This window comes from Erythrobacter sp. S259 (assembly GCF_057364965.1).
In genome coordinates this window covers 2,452,029-2,467,136 of record NZ_CP200286.1, presented here as the reverse complement: position 1 = coordinate 2,467,136, position 15,108 = coordinate 2,452,029, and the positions used below count along the sequence as shown (strand labels likewise).

The 15,108-nt window shown below is 56.7% G+C and carries 17 protein-coding genes; 11 read left to right on the top strand and 6 right to left on the bottom strand.

Features of this window, described 5'->3' with window-relative positions:
- Positions 1 to 106 precede the first annotated feature (106 nt).
- The 3 genes from AC0V60_RS11620 to AC0V60_RS11610 form a co-directional block, all read right to left on the bottom strand.
- On the bottom strand, positions 107 to 829 hold the full coding sequence (locus AC0V60_RS11620; RefSeq protein WP_486178617.1) for a DUF4197 domain-containing protein: 723 nt from the start codon (positions 827 to 829) through the stop codon (positions 107 to 109).
- A gap of 101 nt (positions 830 to 930) precedes the next feature.
- Entirely contained in the window at positions 931 to 2,064 is a 1,134-nt protein-coding gene (locus AC0V60_RS11615; protein ID WP_486178616.1) for a M14 family metallopeptidase, read from the bottom strand.
- The gene (locus tag AC0V60_RS11610; RefSeq protein WP_486178615.1) at positions 2,061 to 2,699 is read right to left on the bottom strand and encodes a hypothetical protein; all 639 of its coding nucleotides are present in this window, start codon (positions 2,697 to 2,699) and stop codon (positions 2,061 to 2,063) included. Before AC0V60_RS11610 ends, AC0V60_RS11615 begins: the two co-directional genes overlap by 4 nt.
- Positions 2,700 to 2,758: 59 nt before the next feature.
- Between AC0V60_RS11610 and galE the strand changes: the two genes are divergently transcribed.
- The 3 genes from galE (at position 2,759) to AC0V60_RS11595 (ending at position 4,726) form a co-directional block, all read left to right on the top strand.
- The gene (gene galE / locus AC0V60_RS11605) at positions 2,759 to 3,772 is read left to right on the top strand and encodes a UDP-glucose 4-epimerase GalE (RefSeq protein WP_486178614.1); all 1,014 of its coding nucleotides are present in this window, start codon (positions 2,759 to 2,761) and stop codon (positions 3,770 to 3,772) included.
- 120 nt (positions 3,773 to 3,892) lie between these two features.
- Positions 3,893 to 4,018 carry a type B 50S ribosomal protein L36 gene (gene ykgO / locus AC0V60_RS11600; protein WP_007165381.1) on the top strand — a complete coding sequence of 42 codons (126 nt, stop codon included), beginning with the start codon at positions 3,893 to 3,895 and terminating at the stop codon, positions 4,016 to 4,018.
- Between the two features lie 105 nt (positions 4,019 to 4,123).
- Positions 4,124 to 4,726 (top strand): HAD-IA family hydrolase, encoded by a 603-nt coding sequence (locus AC0V60_RS11595; RefSeq protein WP_486178613.1) that lies wholly within the window; start codon positions 4,124 to 4,126, stop codon positions 4,724 to 4,726.
- 164 nt (positions 4,727 to 4,890) lie between these two features.
- Here AC0V60_RS11595 and AC0V60_RS11590 read toward each other — a convergent pair whose 3' ends face one another.
- Positions 4,891 to 5,232 (bottom strand): DUF8200 family protein, encoded by a 342-nt coding sequence (locus AC0V60_RS11590; protein ID WP_486178612.1) that lies wholly within the window; start codon positions 5,230 to 5,232, stop codon positions 4,891 to 4,893.
- A gap of 234 nt (positions 5,233 to 5,466) precedes the next feature.
- On the opposite strand from AC0V60_RS11590, the gene AC0V60_RS11585 reads away from it, so the two are divergent.
- Both AC0V60_RS11585 and recQ read left to right on the top strand, forming a co-directional pair.
- Positions 5,467 to 6,018: a winged helix-turn-helix transcriptional regulator gene (locus AC0V60_RS11585; RefSeq protein WP_486178611.1), complete on the top strand. Its 552-nt coding sequence runs from the start codon at positions 5,467 to 5,469 to the stop codon at positions 6,016 to 6,018.
- 222 nt (positions 6,019 to 6,240) lie between these two features.
- The gene (recQ, locus tag AC0V60_RS11580) at positions 6,241 to 8,028 is read left to right on the top strand and encodes a DNA helicase RecQ (protein WP_486179489.1); all 1,788 of its coding nucleotides are present in this window, start codon (positions 6,241 to 6,243) and stop codon (positions 8,026 to 8,028) included.
- Here the strand turns inward: recQ and AC0V60_RS11575 are convergent.
- Positions 8,025 to 8,741, bottom strand: coding sequence for a cyclic nucleotide-binding domain-containing protein (locus AC0V60_RS11575; protein ID WP_486178610.1), 717 nt, complete (start codon positions 8,739 to 8,741; stop codon positions 8,025 to 8,027). The two genes, recQ and AC0V60_RS11575, sit on opposite strands and share 4 nt — an antisense overlap.
- A gap of 34 nt (positions 8,742 to 8,775) precedes the next feature.
- Positions 8,776 to 10,272, bottom strand: coding sequence for a YifB family Mg chelatase-like AAA ATPase (locus tag AC0V60_RS11570; RefSeq protein WP_486178609.1), 1,497 nt, complete (start codon positions 10,270 to 10,272; stop codon positions 8,776 to 8,778).
- Positions 10,273 to 10,432: 160 nt separating this feature from the next.
- On the opposite strand from AC0V60_RS11570, the gene AC0V60_RS11565 reads away from it, so the two are divergent.
- From AC0V60_RS11565 to yihA, 6 genes are all read left to right on the top strand, one after another.
- Complete coding sequence (locus tag AC0V60_RS11565; RefSeq protein ID WP_486178608.1) at positions 10,433 to 11,455, top strand: hypothetical protein; 1,023 nt, start codon at positions 10,433 to 10,435, stop codon at positions 11,453 to 11,455.
- Between the two features lie 123 nt (positions 11,456 to 11,578).
- A complete protein-coding gene (gene rpmH, locus AC0V60_RS11560; protein ID WP_486156876.1) occupies positions 11,579 to 11,713 on the top strand; it encodes a 50S ribosomal protein L34 in 135 nt (44 codons plus the stop codon).
- Between the two features lie 127 nt (positions 11,714 to 11,840).
- Complete coding sequence (gene rnpA, locus AC0V60_RS11555; protein ID WP_486178607.1) at positions 11,841 to 12,224, top strand: ribonuclease P protein component; 384 nt, start codon at positions 11,841 to 11,843, stop codon at positions 12,222 to 12,224.
- Positions 12,221 to 12,430 (top strand): membrane protein insertion efficiency factor YidD, encoded by a 210-nt coding sequence (gene yidD / locus AC0V60_RS11550; protein WP_486178606.1) that lies wholly within the window; start codon positions 12,221 to 12,223, stop codon positions 12,428 to 12,430. Before rnpA ends, yidD begins: the two co-directional genes overlap by 4 nt.
- A 94-nt stretch (positions 12,431 to 12,524) precedes the next feature.
- Positions 12,525 to 14,303, top strand: coding sequence for a membrane protein insertase YidC (gene yidC, locus AC0V60_RS11545; RefSeq protein WP_486178605.1), 1,779 nt, complete (start codon positions 12,525 to 12,527; stop codon positions 14,301 to 14,303).
- A gap of 4 nt (positions 14,304 to 14,307) precedes the next feature.
- A complete protein-coding gene (gene yihA / locus AC0V60_RS11540; protein ID WP_486178604.1) occupies positions 14,308 to 15,018 on the top strand; it encodes a ribosome biogenesis GTP-binding protein YihA/YsxC in 711 nt (236 codons plus the stop codon).
- Positions 15,019 to 15,108 lie beyond the last annotated feature (90 nt).

The following is a 15,108-nucleotide window of genomic DNA, read 5'->3' as shown; positions in this document are numbered from 1 at the left end:
TTCTTCTAGGATGTGAATAGTTAAGCGCAGAGATTTTTTCTAATTCGTATTTGCCGCCGCCCTTGCGAGAAGGAGAACTCTTTTCTCCTTCGGTTCGGCGGTATGTCTAGCTTCCTAACAAGCCGCCCAAACCACTCAGAGGGTCCTTGCGAAAGCCGCGTTCCTCTGCGCCGATATATGAGAAAATACCGTCGAGCCCCTGATCTGTGACCGAGCGGTTGATCTTTGCCCTGTCCAGCCCTGCTTGGCGGATGAAAGAATGCTGATCGGCGAGGCCATCAAAGGTCTTGTAAACGCCCGCCTTTTCCAGAGCGCTGTCTATCAAGGGTTCTAGGCGCGAGTGCAGACGGTCATTGGCAGAACTTCGCAAATACTGCGTGCCCCCATTATTTTCGCGGATAATCCCAGGCGCGTCAGAGAATGAGAGGTCGTCTATTGCATCGCGAAAAATGGGTTTGGCTTCGCCTGCGGCGACCCCTGCGGCATCGTTGATATTGCGGGTAATCCCATCAAGCACCCCGAGCTTGCTCGCGCCGCCCAGGATAGTGCCCAAAAGTCCGCCGCGGCTGCCTCCAAGATTGCCGATAAGGGGCAGCCCAATGCGCACATCCTCATCGCCGTAAAAGGCACCGGGCAAGGCCAATTTGTCGAGCGCATTGTCGGTTGCCTTGCCAAGGATGGAGGAAAGTCCAAGACCGCCGCCGCTGCTGCGGCCGCCTCTCAGGATGTCACCCAAACCTTGCGCGTGCAAAGGCGAAGACAAAAGCGTTGCTGCACCAAGAGCGCTGGCGCCTACGATAAACCCACGGCGATTGGCTGAAACTGACATGATATTCCTCCGGCAAGAATGTGCATTGTGGCCGTGGCATATCACAAAACCGGCATGAACACTTGCTTTCACGGATGTAAACTTATGTCAGCGGGCAGCGACTATTGCGTCTCCAGCCACTCCAGAAGCGCCGCCAAGCACTCGCGCCCCAGCATCTTGCAGCGTTCTGGTGACCAACCTTGCTCAGGCTCAGGGAAGTCGATCAAGTCCTTATACGGCATCTCCAGCGTCATCGCGCAGGCTCCGAAACGCTCGGCCACTTGGTTAGTGGAGATCGTAAGGTTTGCCTTGCCCGCCCACGCCTTGGGATAGCCAAGCTCGGTCTGGAAATCGGGGGTGCGCCGGTCGAGGATGCGTTCGTAGGCGTAAAATTGCTCGCCGAGTTCATGAGTCCACGACGGAATACCCTCAAAACCTGCGAGGAAAACCGCTGGGATCGCCTCATCCCCGTGCACGTCGATTGCAAAGTCGACCCCGGTTTGGTCCATCTTATTGCGGATCGCTAGGACTTCCGGTGATTTGTCTGCGCTGGGTGTTTCCCATTCGCGGTTGAGATTGGTGCCTGCTGCATTGGTACGCAAATGCCCGCGCCGCGACCCGTCGGGGTTGCAATTGGGCACAATGTGAAAACGGCACCGCTTCAGGAGCCCGCGCGCCGCCGGGTCTGCCGGATCGGTGAGGCATTCCAATGCCCCTTCCATCCACCATTCGGCCTGCGTTTCGCCTGGGTGCTGGCGCGCATAGAGCCACACTTGCTTATCGCCCTCGCCCATCTGGAGCATGTCTAAAGGCTGACCATCAAGCGTGGTGGTCAGGCGCACCAATTCCACACCCTCACACGCAGCAGCCTCTGCCAAAAGGTCGTGATGCCGCTCCATCGAATAGGGCGCGAAATAGGCGAAATAGGCGATATTTGAGGCAGGCGTGTAACTGATCGTCAAAGTGCCGCCGTCTTCGCTTTTATCAAAGCTGCTGGTGGTGCGAGCCCAATATTCGCGGTCTTCCGAAACGACAGCATCATATCCGGGCCATCCGGCGGGATAGGCGCTTTCATTAAGGCCAGTGATTTTCAACCTTATTTCTTCGCCCGCAGCCCCGCTTACGCGAAAGTGGAACCACTGCTTGAATTCGGAATTTTGGTCCTTGTTTATGGCAAGCTTGGCGCTCGCCCCCTCGATTGACAGGACTTCGATATTGCCGCTGTCAAATGCGGCGTCTACGGCGATTTGGGTCATTCTTGGTCCTGAAGCTCTTTCACAGCGATTTCGACCGTTTCACCGTTGCCTCCTGGGAAATCCTGAAACAAGGCGGCCGCCAAAGCGCTGGCGCTTGCATCCACATCGGCATAGGGCGAATTGATGGAGACAGCTTGCTGTGCCCGTCCCTCCCACGAGCTTTCGCCGTTCTCATCGGAAATCCGAACAGTAAGCTCTGACAATGCGTTGGGCTTGGCTGAATTCCCACCAAGGTTGATGCCGACGCCGAGCCCGACACCGCTGCCAAAACTCCCGGTTTGCCCGCCAACGCCCACACTTACTGGCCCGCGCGAACTCGCAGGGGCAAGGGAACTGCGCTTGGTGCTGACGCTGGCAGTCTGAATACCGGGCTGGACTTCGCCAGCGATGGTGTAGCCAAGCGTTGCTAGCTCGCTGGCCACGGCATCATAAAAGGCGTCTCTTGCCCGCCCACTGCTCATCTCTTGGGGGAAAGTGATCGCAATTGACCCCTGGCCAACAGACGCTTGGTTGTCACTGATAAAGCGGGTGACCTCAACCGGACCGGAATAGGCGGTGCCCACACAGGCGCTCAGAGAAAGGCCAAAAATAAGGGCTGGGATCGCCTTCCAGCTTAACAATTTCGTTTTCATCATCCGCTTCCCTCGTTATTTCCTTCACGACACCTTAGAGACTTGCTGCTAACGGCGCGACCATGAATGCAACATCAATAACCAAACCATGCGTTTTAGTCACTGGCGGTGCAGGCTATATTGGCAGTCACGCGGTTCTGGCCCTGCTCGACAATGGCTGGTCGGTGGCGGTGATCGACAATCTGACCACGGGGTTCCGCTTTGCGATCCCTGAAGAGGCCGCCTTTTATGAGGGCGATATTGAGGACACCGAGCTTCTCGCACGCATCTTTGAAGAGCAAAGTGTTGGTGCGATCATGCACTTTGCAGGGTCGATTGTGGTGCCTGAAAGCGTGGAGGACCCGCTCAAATATTACCACAACAACACTGCCAAGAGCCGCGTTCTGATAGAGGCCGCGGTAAAGGCGGGTGTTTCGCACTTCATCTTCTCCTCCACCGCTGCCACTTACGGCGTGCCAGAGGTGGAGGTCGTGCGCGAAGATACGCCGCAGATGCCGATCAATCCTTATGGCTGGTCCAAGCTTATGACCGAGCAAATGCTGGGCGATATTGCAGCGGCGCATGACATCAATTTCTGCGCGCTGCGGTATTTTAATGTGGCCGGCGCTGACCCTAAGGCGCGCACCGGTCAATCCACTGCTGGCGCTACGCATCTTATCAAGGTCGCCCTGGAAGCAGCGCTTGGCAAACGGAGCCACGTGGGCGTTTTCGGGACCGATTTCGATACGCCCGACGGCACAGGCGTTCGCGATTACATCCATGTTAGTGATCTGGCCTCTGCGCATGTCCACGCGCTAAGGGCGCTGATGGCTGAGCCTGAACGCTCGCTCACCATGAATTGCGGATATGGGCGCGGGTTCTCCGTACTCGAGGTGCTCGATGCGGTCGACCGAGTGACCAATGCGCCGATTGAACGGCGCTTGGAAGGACGGCGTGCAGGTGATCCGGCGCAGCTCATTTCAGACCCCGCTTTGATTCGCAAAACCCTACCCTGGCAGCCCCAGCATGATGATCTGGACACTATCATCGCTCATGCTTTGGCTTGGGAGCGCAAACTCACCGATTTGCGAGAGTAGCGCAAAGTGTAGGGGTGCTAGGAATTGGTTGACGAATCTGCGAAGCCCCCATATGTGCGCCCTTGAAATTTCCGCGCGCCGGACTGGTTCTGGCGCGCTTTATTATTTGGAAGAAAACCCATGAAGATCCGCAACAGCCTTAAATCGCTGAAAAACCGTCACCGCGATTGCCGTGTTATTCGGCGCCGTGGTCGCACCTATGTGATCAACAAAACCAATCGCCGGTTCAAAGCACGCCAGGGTTAATTTAGCTGGCGCTCGGGTGTCCGGCGCCTCGTGCAGCGGTGAAGTTTGAGCGGCCCGCCTCCTTGAAAGGAGCGCGGGCCGCCTCCGTTTTCGGGATTTGATTAAGTGACAAAAGCGGCAGTGTTTGATGTAGGACGCGTGCTCTTCGGCTGGCGTTTAAGCGCGTTGTTTGAAAAACTGTTTGATGACGACAGACAGCTTGAGTGGTTTCAAACCAATGTCGTCTCTGAAAAGTGGCACTTTCAGCACGACCGCGGGCGCGCGATTGATGAAATGGTGGCCGAGCGCATCGCGCAGTTTCCGCAGTATAGAGCCGAGATCACCGCTTACCGCGAGCGATTTGCTGAGACGATCACGGGGCCTATGGAGGGAACGCATGAGCTGGTCCACAAGCTAAGCGATGCGGGCGTCCCGCTATTTTGTCTTACAAATTTTGGGCACGAGCTGTGGCAGGAGTTTCGCCCCCACCAACCAATCTTTGACCTGTTCGAAGACATCATTGTCTCAGGCACCGAAAAAGTCGCCAAACCTGAAGCGCGAATTTACGAGATTGTCGAGGAACGGGCAGGTCGGCCTGGCGCTGACCTGTTTTTCACCGATGACAACCTTGCCAATATTGAGGCTGCAAAAGAGCGCGGTTGGGACGCACATCTTTTCACAGATGCAGGCGCGCTCGAAGCACAGCTCACAGCGTCGGAGCTTCTTTGACCAGCATTACTCAAAAAAACCCTGGCAAGCGCGGTTGGGGATGTGCGCTTGCCAGGGGCTCAAGTCTTGCCCGAGTTGAGAGGCGGGCAATTCCGGTGCGAACCGCGCCTTAAACCTGAGGTGAAAGGCGCGGCCCGCTGATGGAGAGGGGAATTTGCCGCGGCCTATTTGCCGTTGCAGTTTGCAAGCTTGTCTTCAGGAAGGGCTTCGCCATCGGCGACGAAGCCTTTGATCTCACCAAATTCGCGGGCGAGGCCGCGGCAAATACGTGATGCGCGCGATGAACCTTTGTTCGCGACGCAGGTCGTGCCCTGGCATGCCCATGCAACGCCGCCGGCCACAGCCCGTTTTTCTTCGGCAGGCTGCGCGAGCTGAGCTGTGTAATAAGGGCCGTTATCAGCCAAAGCAGGTGCGGGCGCTGTGGCCACACCAAAGGTGAGAGCGGTGTAAGCCAGGGCTGATGCGAGAACAGCGATACGTTCGGCGCGGGGGAGAGAGATGGTCATCTTATATTCCTTTAGAGGGTGCCTAAATTATCATCATGCTGCAACGCACAGTTTCGAATCGAAACCAGTTGCTAATCACTACCTATATAAGTAGGTTTCAGGTTGCAACTAAAAACTTAAATTTTTTATGTTGGCTAAATTCCCTCAGATTTGGGAGGAAATCGGATCAATGCAGCGTCCAATTTGGCGATTTTGCCAAGGTCGGTTAGAAAGGTTGCAAGAAGAGGACTGACTATGGGCGAAATTAGAGAACCCTTACGCGAGCTGATCGAATGCGGCCTACCCACGGCTTTGGAAGTCATGGGCGAAAGATGGGCGTTTATGATCTTGCGGGCGAGCTTCAATGGTCTCCACCATTTCGAAGAATTTTTAAGTGAGCTGGGCATTGCCCGCAATATTCTGTCCAACCGGCTCGCTAAGCTGGTTGAGCACGGGATACTTAAGCGCGAGCCATGCGCGGATGATCGCCGCAAGATCGAATATCGTCTGACCGAAAAGGGCTTTGACCTTTTGCCAGCGATGATTGCGCTTCGCCAATGGGGTCAGAAATACAGCGTAGAGCCGCTTCATGAAGACCCTGTTTTGGTGGATGATCTTGACCGTTTGCCGATCGGTCCTGTGTCAATTGTCGCTCATGACGGGCGGGTTCTGGATCACTTTGGGCTCAATATGATTCGCCGCGCTGATATTGGCAAACGGGCTGATGGCTCGACTGCATCGCCGTCTGATGCGATCAACAAGGGTGATGTGATTGATCTGACCTCTGCCAAGAGAGCAGCGGGCTGACATCCTGATGGACGTTTAAGAGGGTGCGAGCGCCAATGTACTTGGGAGCTGCCCCATAAATCTGCGGACGGCGTAGACGCGGGGGATGGCGGACTTACGATGCTTGTCATAGCGAGGGGGAACTCTCCTCGCTAAAAGCGCTCGCTCCTCCCATCGGACGTCTTCTTGACCGCTCAATCCGCCTCCCCCTCTGCTGAACAGACTGCGGTATCGCACCACAGCCTGCCTCAAAAAGTGCATGATATTTTGCGCCGGACCTTTGGGTTCGAAGGCTTTCGCGGGATGCAGGAAAGCGTCATTGCGCGCATACTCGCCCGCGAGCACACGCTTGCACTCATGCCGACAGGCGCGGGCAAATCACTGTGCTATCAAATACCTGCTCTGACACTTCAGGGAACCGCGATAGTTGTGTCCCCGCTTATCGCGCTAATGCATGATCAGATCCGGGCGGCGCGCTCTGTCGGTATTCGCGCGGCGTCTTTGACATCGGCAGATACAGATCAGGCAGAGACGGTTAGGGCCTTGCGCTCAGGCGAACTTGACCTTTTGTATGTGGCCCCGGAAAGAGCAAACACACCGGGTTTTCAGGCCCTGCTTCGGGAAGCCGCAATCAGCCTGTTTGCGATTGATGAAGCGCACTGTGTGTCGGAATGGGGGCATGATTTCCGGCCCGACTACCGTGCTCTTCGCGCTATGCTTGATCGTTTTGACGACGTGCCCCGATTGGCCCTCACCGCTACCGCTGATGAGGTCACGCGCGAGGACATTCTCAAACAGCTTGGCATTGCGCCAGAAGGGTTGATCAAAGCGGGCTTTGACCGACCAAACATTCGTTACACCATTCGCCCGCGTGCCAATATGACCCGCCAAATCGCAGATGTAATTGCGAGCACACCCGGAGCTGGCATCGTATACACCACCAGCCGCAAAGGCGCCGAAGATTTGGCGGCAAAGCTGGGCGCTGCAGGCCGCGATGTGCGCGCGTATCATGCCGGTCTCCCTCCGGAAAAGCGCGCGGCAACGCAGGCTGATTTTGTCCGGTCTGAGGACATGGTCATGGTCGCCACCATCGCCTTTGGCATGGGGATCGACAAACCCGATGTGCGCTTTGTAATCCACGCAGGATTGCCCAAGTCGATTGAGGCTTATTACCAAGAGACGGGCCGCGCGGGGCGCGATGGCGACCCTGCTCAGGCGTATATGTTTTGGGGTCAAGGCGATTTTGCCAAAGCGCGGCAATGGCTAAGCGATGTCAGCGAAGATCGCATGCCAGCCGAACGCGCACGTCTCAATGCTCTGGCCAATCTGGTTGAGACCGCGCAGTGCCGCCGCACGCTCTTGCTCGCCCATTTCGGCGACGCATTGCCCAGACCATGCGGCAATTGCGACCGGTGTTTGGAACCCCCTGAGGTTGTTGATGCAACCCAAATCGCGCAAAAGCTCCTGTCTGCTGTGTACCGCACGGGGCAAAGCTTTGGCATGGGCCATGTAGAGAAAGTTCTGACCGGCCGCGATGATGACCGCATTGTTCAGCGCGGGCATGACAAGCTAACAGTTTTTGGCATCGTCGCGGCAAACGAAGCACCGCTTCTCAAACCCGTGATGCGGTATTGCACCGCGCACGAAATGCTCGTCACAACCGAACATGGCGGCCTAGCCCTCGGGCCTGAGGCGCGCGGCGTTTTGAAAGGCGAGCGCGCTGTGATTATCGCCGAACCGCCAAAGGTCAAACGTCAACGGGCGGGCCGCTCGGGCGAAACGGCTCGTGCGGTGCCTAATCCTGTTGGCGATCCGCTGTTTGATGCGCTTCGTGCCAAGCGCAGCGCGCTGGCTAAGGAGCACGGCGTTCCTGCTTACATCATCTTTCACGATAGCGTTCTGCGCGCGATGGCCTCTGAGCAGCCTCATACGATGTCACAAATGGGCGATTTGCCCGGTGTGGGAGAGAAGAAGCTGGAGACATGGGGCGGCGAATTTTTGACCGTCCTGCGCGAGTTTAGCGGGGGCTAAGTCTGCGCTTCCTCCAGCAATTCAATACTAGCTTTCGTCGCAGGGAGGGCACCGCCGGGTTGGTAACTGCTCGACAGTTTATTCGCTAGATCGCGGGTCAAAAGTGCGTTGAGCGATATGCGCAAAGGCTCATATTTGTTGCCCAGTTTTCGCAAAGCCTCGCAATCCCACTCAACATAGCGAACACCATTGGGCGCAACGGTGGTGGCGGTGGTTCGGCGGTTTAGAACAAAGGCGACCTCCCCGACGAAATTCCCTTCCGGTAGGCGGAATTGTCGGCCCCGTTTCTCAACCGAGATGACCCCGTCGAAGACATAGAAAAGTGCATCGGATGGCTCGTCTTCCTGCGTCAAGATGGTGCCCGAGGAATCACTCGCCTCGCGCCATTTGGCAATCGAGGCAATGCGCCGGAATTGGCCGGGCGTCAGCGTATCAAAAGCTTCAAATAGGCGTTTTTCATCGTCCGTCATACGAAGAGTCGTTCGCTCCAGAACGATCTGGCCAAGCACCCAGAAATTGATGCCCAGCATCATCGCGCTGGTTACAATAGCACCCCATAAGGGGCCTGCGGGAACCGCGAAATAGTAGGCTATATAAACAAAGGTCGAAATGACGATAAGCAGACGCAAACGCAGCTCATCGCGAATAGCGTAGCCCATTAACAGCAAAGCGGCGGCCGGATAGATCAGCCATTCAGGGTTGAGCGCGTTCATCAGATGGGCGTGTATGCCGGAATTCCGAGCCTTTTCAAGGTGCGCGCACTTTCTGGCGGTAGGAAAGCGCTTCGGCGATATGCGGGCGGGCCACTTTCTCTACGCCCGCCAGATCGGCAATTGTTCGGGCGACCCTAAGCACGCGGGTGTAACCGCGCGCGGAAAGCCGTAGTTTTTCGGCAGCGCGCATCAGTAAAGCCCGCCCCTCTTCGTCAGGAGCCGCGTGCGTTTCCAGAGCATCTCCCTCAAGTTCAGCGTTTGAGCGCACGCTTCGGCCGCCTGCTAATTTGCGTGCATTTGTGACACGGCTTGCAACCTCTCCGCTTCCCTCAGCAGGAGGCGGCAAGGTGAGGTCCATCGCCGATACAGCTGCTACATCAACGTGGAGGTCGATCCGGTCGAGCAAAGGTCCTGAAAGGCGGGCCTGATAGTCACCCATGCAGCGCGGATATCGGTTGCAGTTCTGCGCGGGATCCCCCGCATAACCGCAGCGGCATGGGTTCATGGCAGCAATGAGCTGCACTCTTGCAGGGAAGGTCACATGCGCATTGGCCCGCGCGACATCCACTTGGCCCGTCTCCAGCGGCTGGCGCAATGAATCGAGCACCGGGCGCTGAAACTCTGGCAATTCATCGAGGAAAAGCACGCCCAGATGCGCCAGGCTAATCTCGCCCGGCTTCACCTTTAACCCTCCGCCAGTGAGTGCTGCCATGCTCGCGGAATGGTGGGGCGCGCGAAACGGTCTTGCACGGCTGATCCTGCCAGCCTCCAATGTGCCAGCGACCGATTGCACCATCGACACCTCAAGCGCTTCGGTAGGTGTAAGTTCAGGCAATATTCCCGGCAGACATGAGGCGAGCATGCTTTTGCCCGACCCCGGCGGTCCCGCCATGAGCAAATTGTGCCCTCCTGCCGCTGCAATCTCTAACGCGCGCTTGGCGGTCTCTTGGCCCTTTACCTGCTTGAGGTCGGTTGCATGCGGCGGGTCGTCGATTTCTCCGCGTGCCGGTTCACCAAGAACCGCATCACCTTTGAGATGATCAAGCAAACTTCCCAAATCACGCGGCGCAAGGACAGGAATGCCGCTAGCCCATTTGGCTTCTGATCCTTGACTTGCAGGGCAGATCAGGCCCGTTTCCTCGCCGCTTGCATAAAGCGCTGCGATCAAGACGCCGGGTGAGGCGACGATGCGCCCATCTAAAGACAATTCGCCGACCGCCACCCAATCATTAAGCTGCTCGGCATCTGTGATCCCCATCGCGGCGAGAAGGGCAAGAGCGATTGGCAAATCATAATGTGACCCATCTTTGGGAAGGTCTGCTGGCGATAGGTTGATGGTAATGCGTTTAGGCGGGAGCGCGAGGCCCATTGCTGAAAGCGCGGCCTGCACTCTCTCGCGGCTCTCGCTTACGGCTTTATCCGGTAATCCCACGATAGAGAAACGCGGTAGTCCGGGCGCAACCTGACATTGAACTTCTACCCCCCGCGCCTCAAGGCCAAGATACGCGACAGTACGAATGAGTGCGACCATGCCGCAGCTCCTTTACGTATTTAGCACCCGGCTTCCCTTCCGTTAGGGCGACCTTAACCGTTAAAGCATTGTTGTCGAGCGGCTTGGTGCGACTACGCAATAAGATTGTAAGTATAAACTTTCGCAAATTTTGAATGTGTCCCGCCATAAAACTGTGGGCATGAAAAAGATTACCGCACTCATCGCACTTGTTCAACTCGCTGTTCTTTCCAGCCCACTTTCTGCGCAGGACTCTAGTTTTGCCGGAGCCGGTCACCGCTCGGTGACTACGCAAAGCTGGGTCGAAGAATGGGACCCGGATCAGGGACGCTGGGTAAAAGTGGCCAATGATGAGGCGCATGGGCAAAACGAACCTCTCCCCACGATTGTGACCACAATCAGAAATGGCGCGGTTGTCGCCGAAACCCGCAGCGCGGCGCGCTATGCACAGCCCACGCCGTCCAGCGGTCCTGTCGCCGCTCTTGCACAATATGGCCCGTTCCTTGTGACCGGCGCGGACACTGCGATGATGGTGGGGTCAACAAACGCAAGCTCACCGCGGGATTTTGAGACGATGCTCCGCGATTTTCCCGGGATCACAACGCTCAATCTGGTTGAGGCACCCGGGACCAGCAATGATATCGCCAATCTGGCGGTAGGGCGCAAAATTCGCGCAGCGGGTATCGCCACCCACGTGCCAAGCAACGGGTCCGTACGCTCAGGCGCAGTGGAGTTGTTTCTCGCTGGCGCTACGCGCACCATGGATCAGGGGGCTGAGTTTGCGGTTCACTCGTGGCTCGATAACCACGGTCGCGAGGCAGGCGACTTTCCAAGCGACCATCCCGCCAATCGCCTTTACCTCGACTATTATGTCGAAATGGGCATGAGCGAAGACCATGCGCGCCGCTTTTATGCGATGACCAACTCCGTTCCTCATGCAAGCGCCCTGTGGCTCAAAGCAGACGAGATGCGCGGCTGGGTTCCAGCACCAGCGATATCCTCCAACCGTCTCGCAGCCCGCGAGGTTGAGGCGATTTGCGCGCTGTGTGAGCGCATTGATGCAAGCGTCGCTGAGACGCAGGCGCACATTGCAGCCATGTCGTTGGGCACGCTGGCCCTCAACACAGCTGAACCAGGGTTTCGTTTTACGCCTTACATTCCCGTCAAAATCGCGTTTGCAGAAACGTCTTTGCTTGACTCATGATGCGCATTTCCATAGTTGCGCGCGCTTGACCGAGCTGCTTGATTACGGGCAGCCCTACCGGGGTCTTTGCTCATCACAATTGACGAGCGCAGCAGAGGCACCAAGCAATTATTCGAGGACACAATGAAGCGGACCTTCCAGCCTTCCAATCTTGTCCGTGCCCGCCGGCATGGTTTCTTCGCACGCAAAGCCACCCCGGGTGGTCGCAAAGTGATCCGTTCGCGCCGTCGCCGCGGCCGTAAGAGCCTTTCGGCCTGACACCGCAATAGCGCCTTTGTGGGCGCTTTTGTGGGCGCTGCTCAAAGCGGCAGGCTGACCGTCCCTATCCGGTTTGATCAAACGGGCTCCCATTGGGGGCCCGCATGCGTTATTGCGCACAATCAATATGCCCAAGGTTCTCACCAAACGCTCTGATTTTGTTGCGGCCAATAAAGGGCTCCGAAACGCGCGCCCCGGTTTTGTGCTGCTCACCCGGCCAAATGGCGGGGAGGGGACGCGGTATGGCATTACCGTTACCAAAAAAATCGGCAATGCAGTGGTGCGCAACCGAATGAAGCGACGCTTTCGTGAGCTTTTGCGCGAGGCATTGCCCCAGCGCGGGATCGCTGACCACGATCATGTACTGATCGGCCGGGCCGGCGGGGTGGAACGCGATTTTTCGGTAATGGCATCGGAGCTTGCTATCGCCCTCAAACGAGCTCGAGAGGGCAAGGGTGATGGACCCCGTATCAAGCGGCATCGCGCTGGGCAAATAGGGCCCGGAAAATGAAGTACATCCTCATCGGCATTGCGCGCGCCTGGCAGCTTGGGCCCTCTTTGTTGATTCCCCCGACTTGCCGCTATTCGCCGTCTTGCAGCCAATATATGATCGAAGCCGTCCAAAAACATGGTGCGATCAAGGGTGGATGGTTGGGCGTAAAGCGTATAGGGCGCTGCCATCCCTGGGGAGGACATGGTCATGACCCGGTGCCGTAATGGCATTTGGGCCAGCGTTTTAATGGCGCTTGGATATGTCGGTGTCGTACCTACATAACACACGTATCGGTCGGTATTAAGTTAAGGTTTCATCTTGGACAATCAGCGTAATCTCTTGCTCGCCGTAGTCTTATCAGGCTTGCTCATTCTGGGCTGGGATGTCGGTATGCGGTATTTCTATCCCGCACCGCCTGAGCCTGTCATTGAGGCAGGTGAAGACGCATCGGGTGATGCGACCGTGGTGACGTCAGGCGGCAGCACTCCAATAGCCAGCGCCAGTGCACAAAGCGAAGTGCCGCTCGGTCCGGTTGATCTTGAAAGCGCTCTGGGCGCTCCCACCCGTGTAGAGATTGATGCACCGCGCGTTGCAGGATCAATCAATCTTGTAGGCGCGCGTCTCGATGATCTTGTCCTCAAAGATTATAACGCAACCATTGAGGAAGACAGCGGCGCTGTACGCTTCCTCGCGCCAGAGCGCACCGAGGTGCAGCATTTTGCTGAGTTTGGCTTTGTTGTTGCGGGTAAACGCATGCCGAGCACAGCTGTGTGGGAGGCTGATGGCACAAAGCTGACAACTGAGACGCCCGTCACACTCTCACGCACAGATGACGCTGGTATCACCTACAAAATCAAATTTTCCATCGACCAAAACTACATGATCGCGGTCGATCAGACGGTGGAAAACACCTCTGAAGGTGCCGCCATTGTGCAGCCCTTTGCTTTCATCAAACGGACCAGCACGACCGCCTCGCCCGATGAATTTATCAGGCACGCGGGCCCAACAGGCGTCTTTGCAGGATCACTTTACGACCCCAATTCTTATGAAGACCTGGCTGAACTGGGCCGGGATAATCCTGCGGGCTTTGCTTCTTGGTTAGGTTTTACTGACAATTATTGGGCCAGCGCTCTTGTCCCGGGAGCTAGCGAAACAGATACTGCGGGGTGGCGTTCGCTTGGTGACAATCTGTTCCGTGCAGATGTGATCTACAATGCTGAAACGGTTCCCGCTGGCGGCACAGTTTCTGCACAAACGCAATTTTTCGCAGGTGCCAAAGAGAGCTCAGTCCTCGATGCTTACGAGGAAACGGGCATCACCTATTTCGGAAAAGCAATCAGTTGGGGTTGGTTTGAGTGGTTTGAAAAGCCCCTTTTGTGGCTGCTTACCGTGCTTAATGGCTTCACTGGCAATTTCGGCATCGCGATCATTCTGCTCACATGCTTGATTCGCGGGCTGCTGTTCCCGATTGCGCAAAAGCAATTCGGTTCGATGGCGGCGATGAAAGCGATCCAGCCTAAGATGAAGGCGCTACAAGAGCGGTACAAAGACGACAAGCAGACGCAGCAAGCAAAAATTGCCGAGCTCTTCAAGGAAGAGAAGGTCAATCCGCTTGCCGGATGCTTACCGCTTATCATCCAGATCCCGATCTTCTTTGCGCTGTATAAGGTGCTCTATCTCGCGATTGAGATGCGGCATCAGCCGTTCCTTTATATCAGCGATCTGTCCGCGCCCGATCCGGCAAAAATCCTGAACCTGTTCGGCCTTCTGCCGTACGATGTGCCCGGCTTCCTAGGGATTGGTATTTTGGCTGTCCTGATGGGTTTCACCATGTGGCTCACATTCAAGCTGAACCCATCGACCATGGACCCGATGCAGCAGCAGATTTTCAACCTCATGCCTTGGGTGCTAATGTTTGTGATGGCGCCGTTTGCAGCGGGTCTCTTGCTGTACTGGGTCACCTCGAACATCCTCACAGTCGCTCAGCAGAGCTATCTTTATTCCAAGCACCCTCAGTTGAAAGCGGCAGCGGCGAAGGAAAAGGCAGAGAAGGCTCAGGCCAAAGAGCGCGAGAAGGCCGAGAAGAGCGGGGCGTAAGGCTATGACCGCGCCCACTGAACAGGACCTCGAAGAACGCGAGAGGCTGCGCCGTGAGCGCCGCGCTTCCAAGCTGTTCTCAGGCCGGGTGGATTTCCTCCTCTCCGCGCCCCAGCTCAAATTCCTGCCAGAACCCACCGTGCCAGAGATCGCTTTTTGCGGGCGCAGCAATGTGGGCAAAAGCTCGCTTCTTAACGCTCTGACGGGCCGCAAGAGGATCGCGCGCGCATCGGTCACGCCGGGCCGCACACAGGAATTGAACTTCTTCGAGGTGGGCATGGCTGACCCCAATAACCCCAGCGGCCCGCCTCTCTTCCGCCTCGTCGATATGCCGGGCTATGGCTTTGCCAAAGCGCCTGTAAAAGTGGTTGAGCGCTGGAAAAACCTCGTCAAAACCTATCTTCGCGGTCGCCAAGTGCTGGCGCGCAATCTCGTGCTGGTCGACAGCCGTCACGGGCTGAAAGATGTCGACCGCGAGATGATGAAAATGCTCGATGAGGCAGCTGTAGGCTACCGCGTCGTCCTCACCAAAACCGACAAGGTGAAAGCGAGCGAATTGGAGCGCGTCGCTAACCAAGTCGCTGACGAATCGCGCAAACACCCGGCCGCTTTTCCGACGCTACACCTGACCAGCAGCGAAAAAGGCGGCGGCATTGAAGAACTGCGCACTGCTGTGGTTTCTGACGCACTGGGCGAGAGTTACTTCGACCTCTAGTTTGCGCAAAAGCGCAGCCTGCGCAAAAGCGGCCAACAGTCGTCTATGGCGCATAGGCAACAAAGCCCTATATTTGCTGTGTTGGTCAGA

Excerpts from the sequence above, each read along its gene's own strand:
- AC0V60_RS11620 (WP_486178617.1), bottom strand. The coding sequence starts at position 829 with ATGTCAGTTTCAGCCAATCGCCGTGGGTTTATCGTAGGCGCCAGCGCT.
- AC0V60_RS11615 (WP_486178616.1), bottom strand. The coding sequence starts at position 2,064 with ATGACCCAAATCGCCGTAGACGCCGCATTTGACAGCGGCAATATCGAA.
- AC0V60_RS11610 (WP_486178615.1), bottom strand. The coding sequence starts at position 2,699 with ATGATGAAAACGAAATTGTTAAGCTGGAAGGCGATCCCAGCCCTTATT.
- galE (WP_486178614.1), top strand. The coding sequence starts at position 2,759 with ATGAATGCAACATCAATAACCAAACCATGCGTTTTAGTCACTGGCGGT.
- ykgO (WP_007165381.1), top strand. The coding sequence starts at position 3,893 with ATGAAGATCCGCAACAGCCTTAAATCGCTGAAAAACCGTCACCGCGAT.
- AC0V60_RS11590 (WP_486178612.1), bottom strand. The coding sequence starts at position 5,232 with ATGACCATCTCTCTCCCCCGCGCCGAACGTATCGCTGTTCTCGCATCA.
- AC0V60_RS11585 (WP_486178611.1), top strand. The coding sequence starts at position 5,467 with ATGGGCGAAATTAGAGAACCCTTACGCGAGCTGATCGAATGCGGCCTA.
- AC0V60_RS11575 (WP_486178610.1), bottom strand. The coding sequence starts at position 8,741 with ATGAACGCGCTCAACCCTGAATGGCTGATCTATCCGGCCGCCGCTTTG.
- AC0V60_RS11570 (WP_486178609.1), bottom strand. The coding sequence starts at position 10,272 with ATGGTCGCACTCATTCGTACTGTCGCGTATCTTGGCCTTGAGGCGCGG.
- AC0V60_RS11565 (WP_486178608.1), top strand. The coding sequence starts at position 10,433 with ATGAAAAAGATTACCGCACTCATCGCACTTGTTCAACTCGCTGTTCTT.
- rpmH (WP_486156876.1), top strand. The coding sequence starts at position 11,579 with ATGAAGCGGACCTTCCAGCCTTCCAATCTTGTCCGTGCCCGCCGGCAT.
- rnpA (WP_486178607.1), top strand. The coding sequence starts at position 11,841 with ATGCCCAAGGTTCTCACCAAACGCTCTGATTTTGTTGCGGCCAATAAA.
- yidD (WP_486178606.1), top strand. The coding sequence starts at position 12,221 with ATGAAGTACATCCTCATCGGCATTGCGCGCGCCTGGCAGCTTGGGCCC.
- yihA (WP_486178604.1), top strand. The coding sequence starts at position 14,308 with ATGACCGCGCCCACTGAACAGGACCTCGAAGAACGCGAGAGGCTGCGC.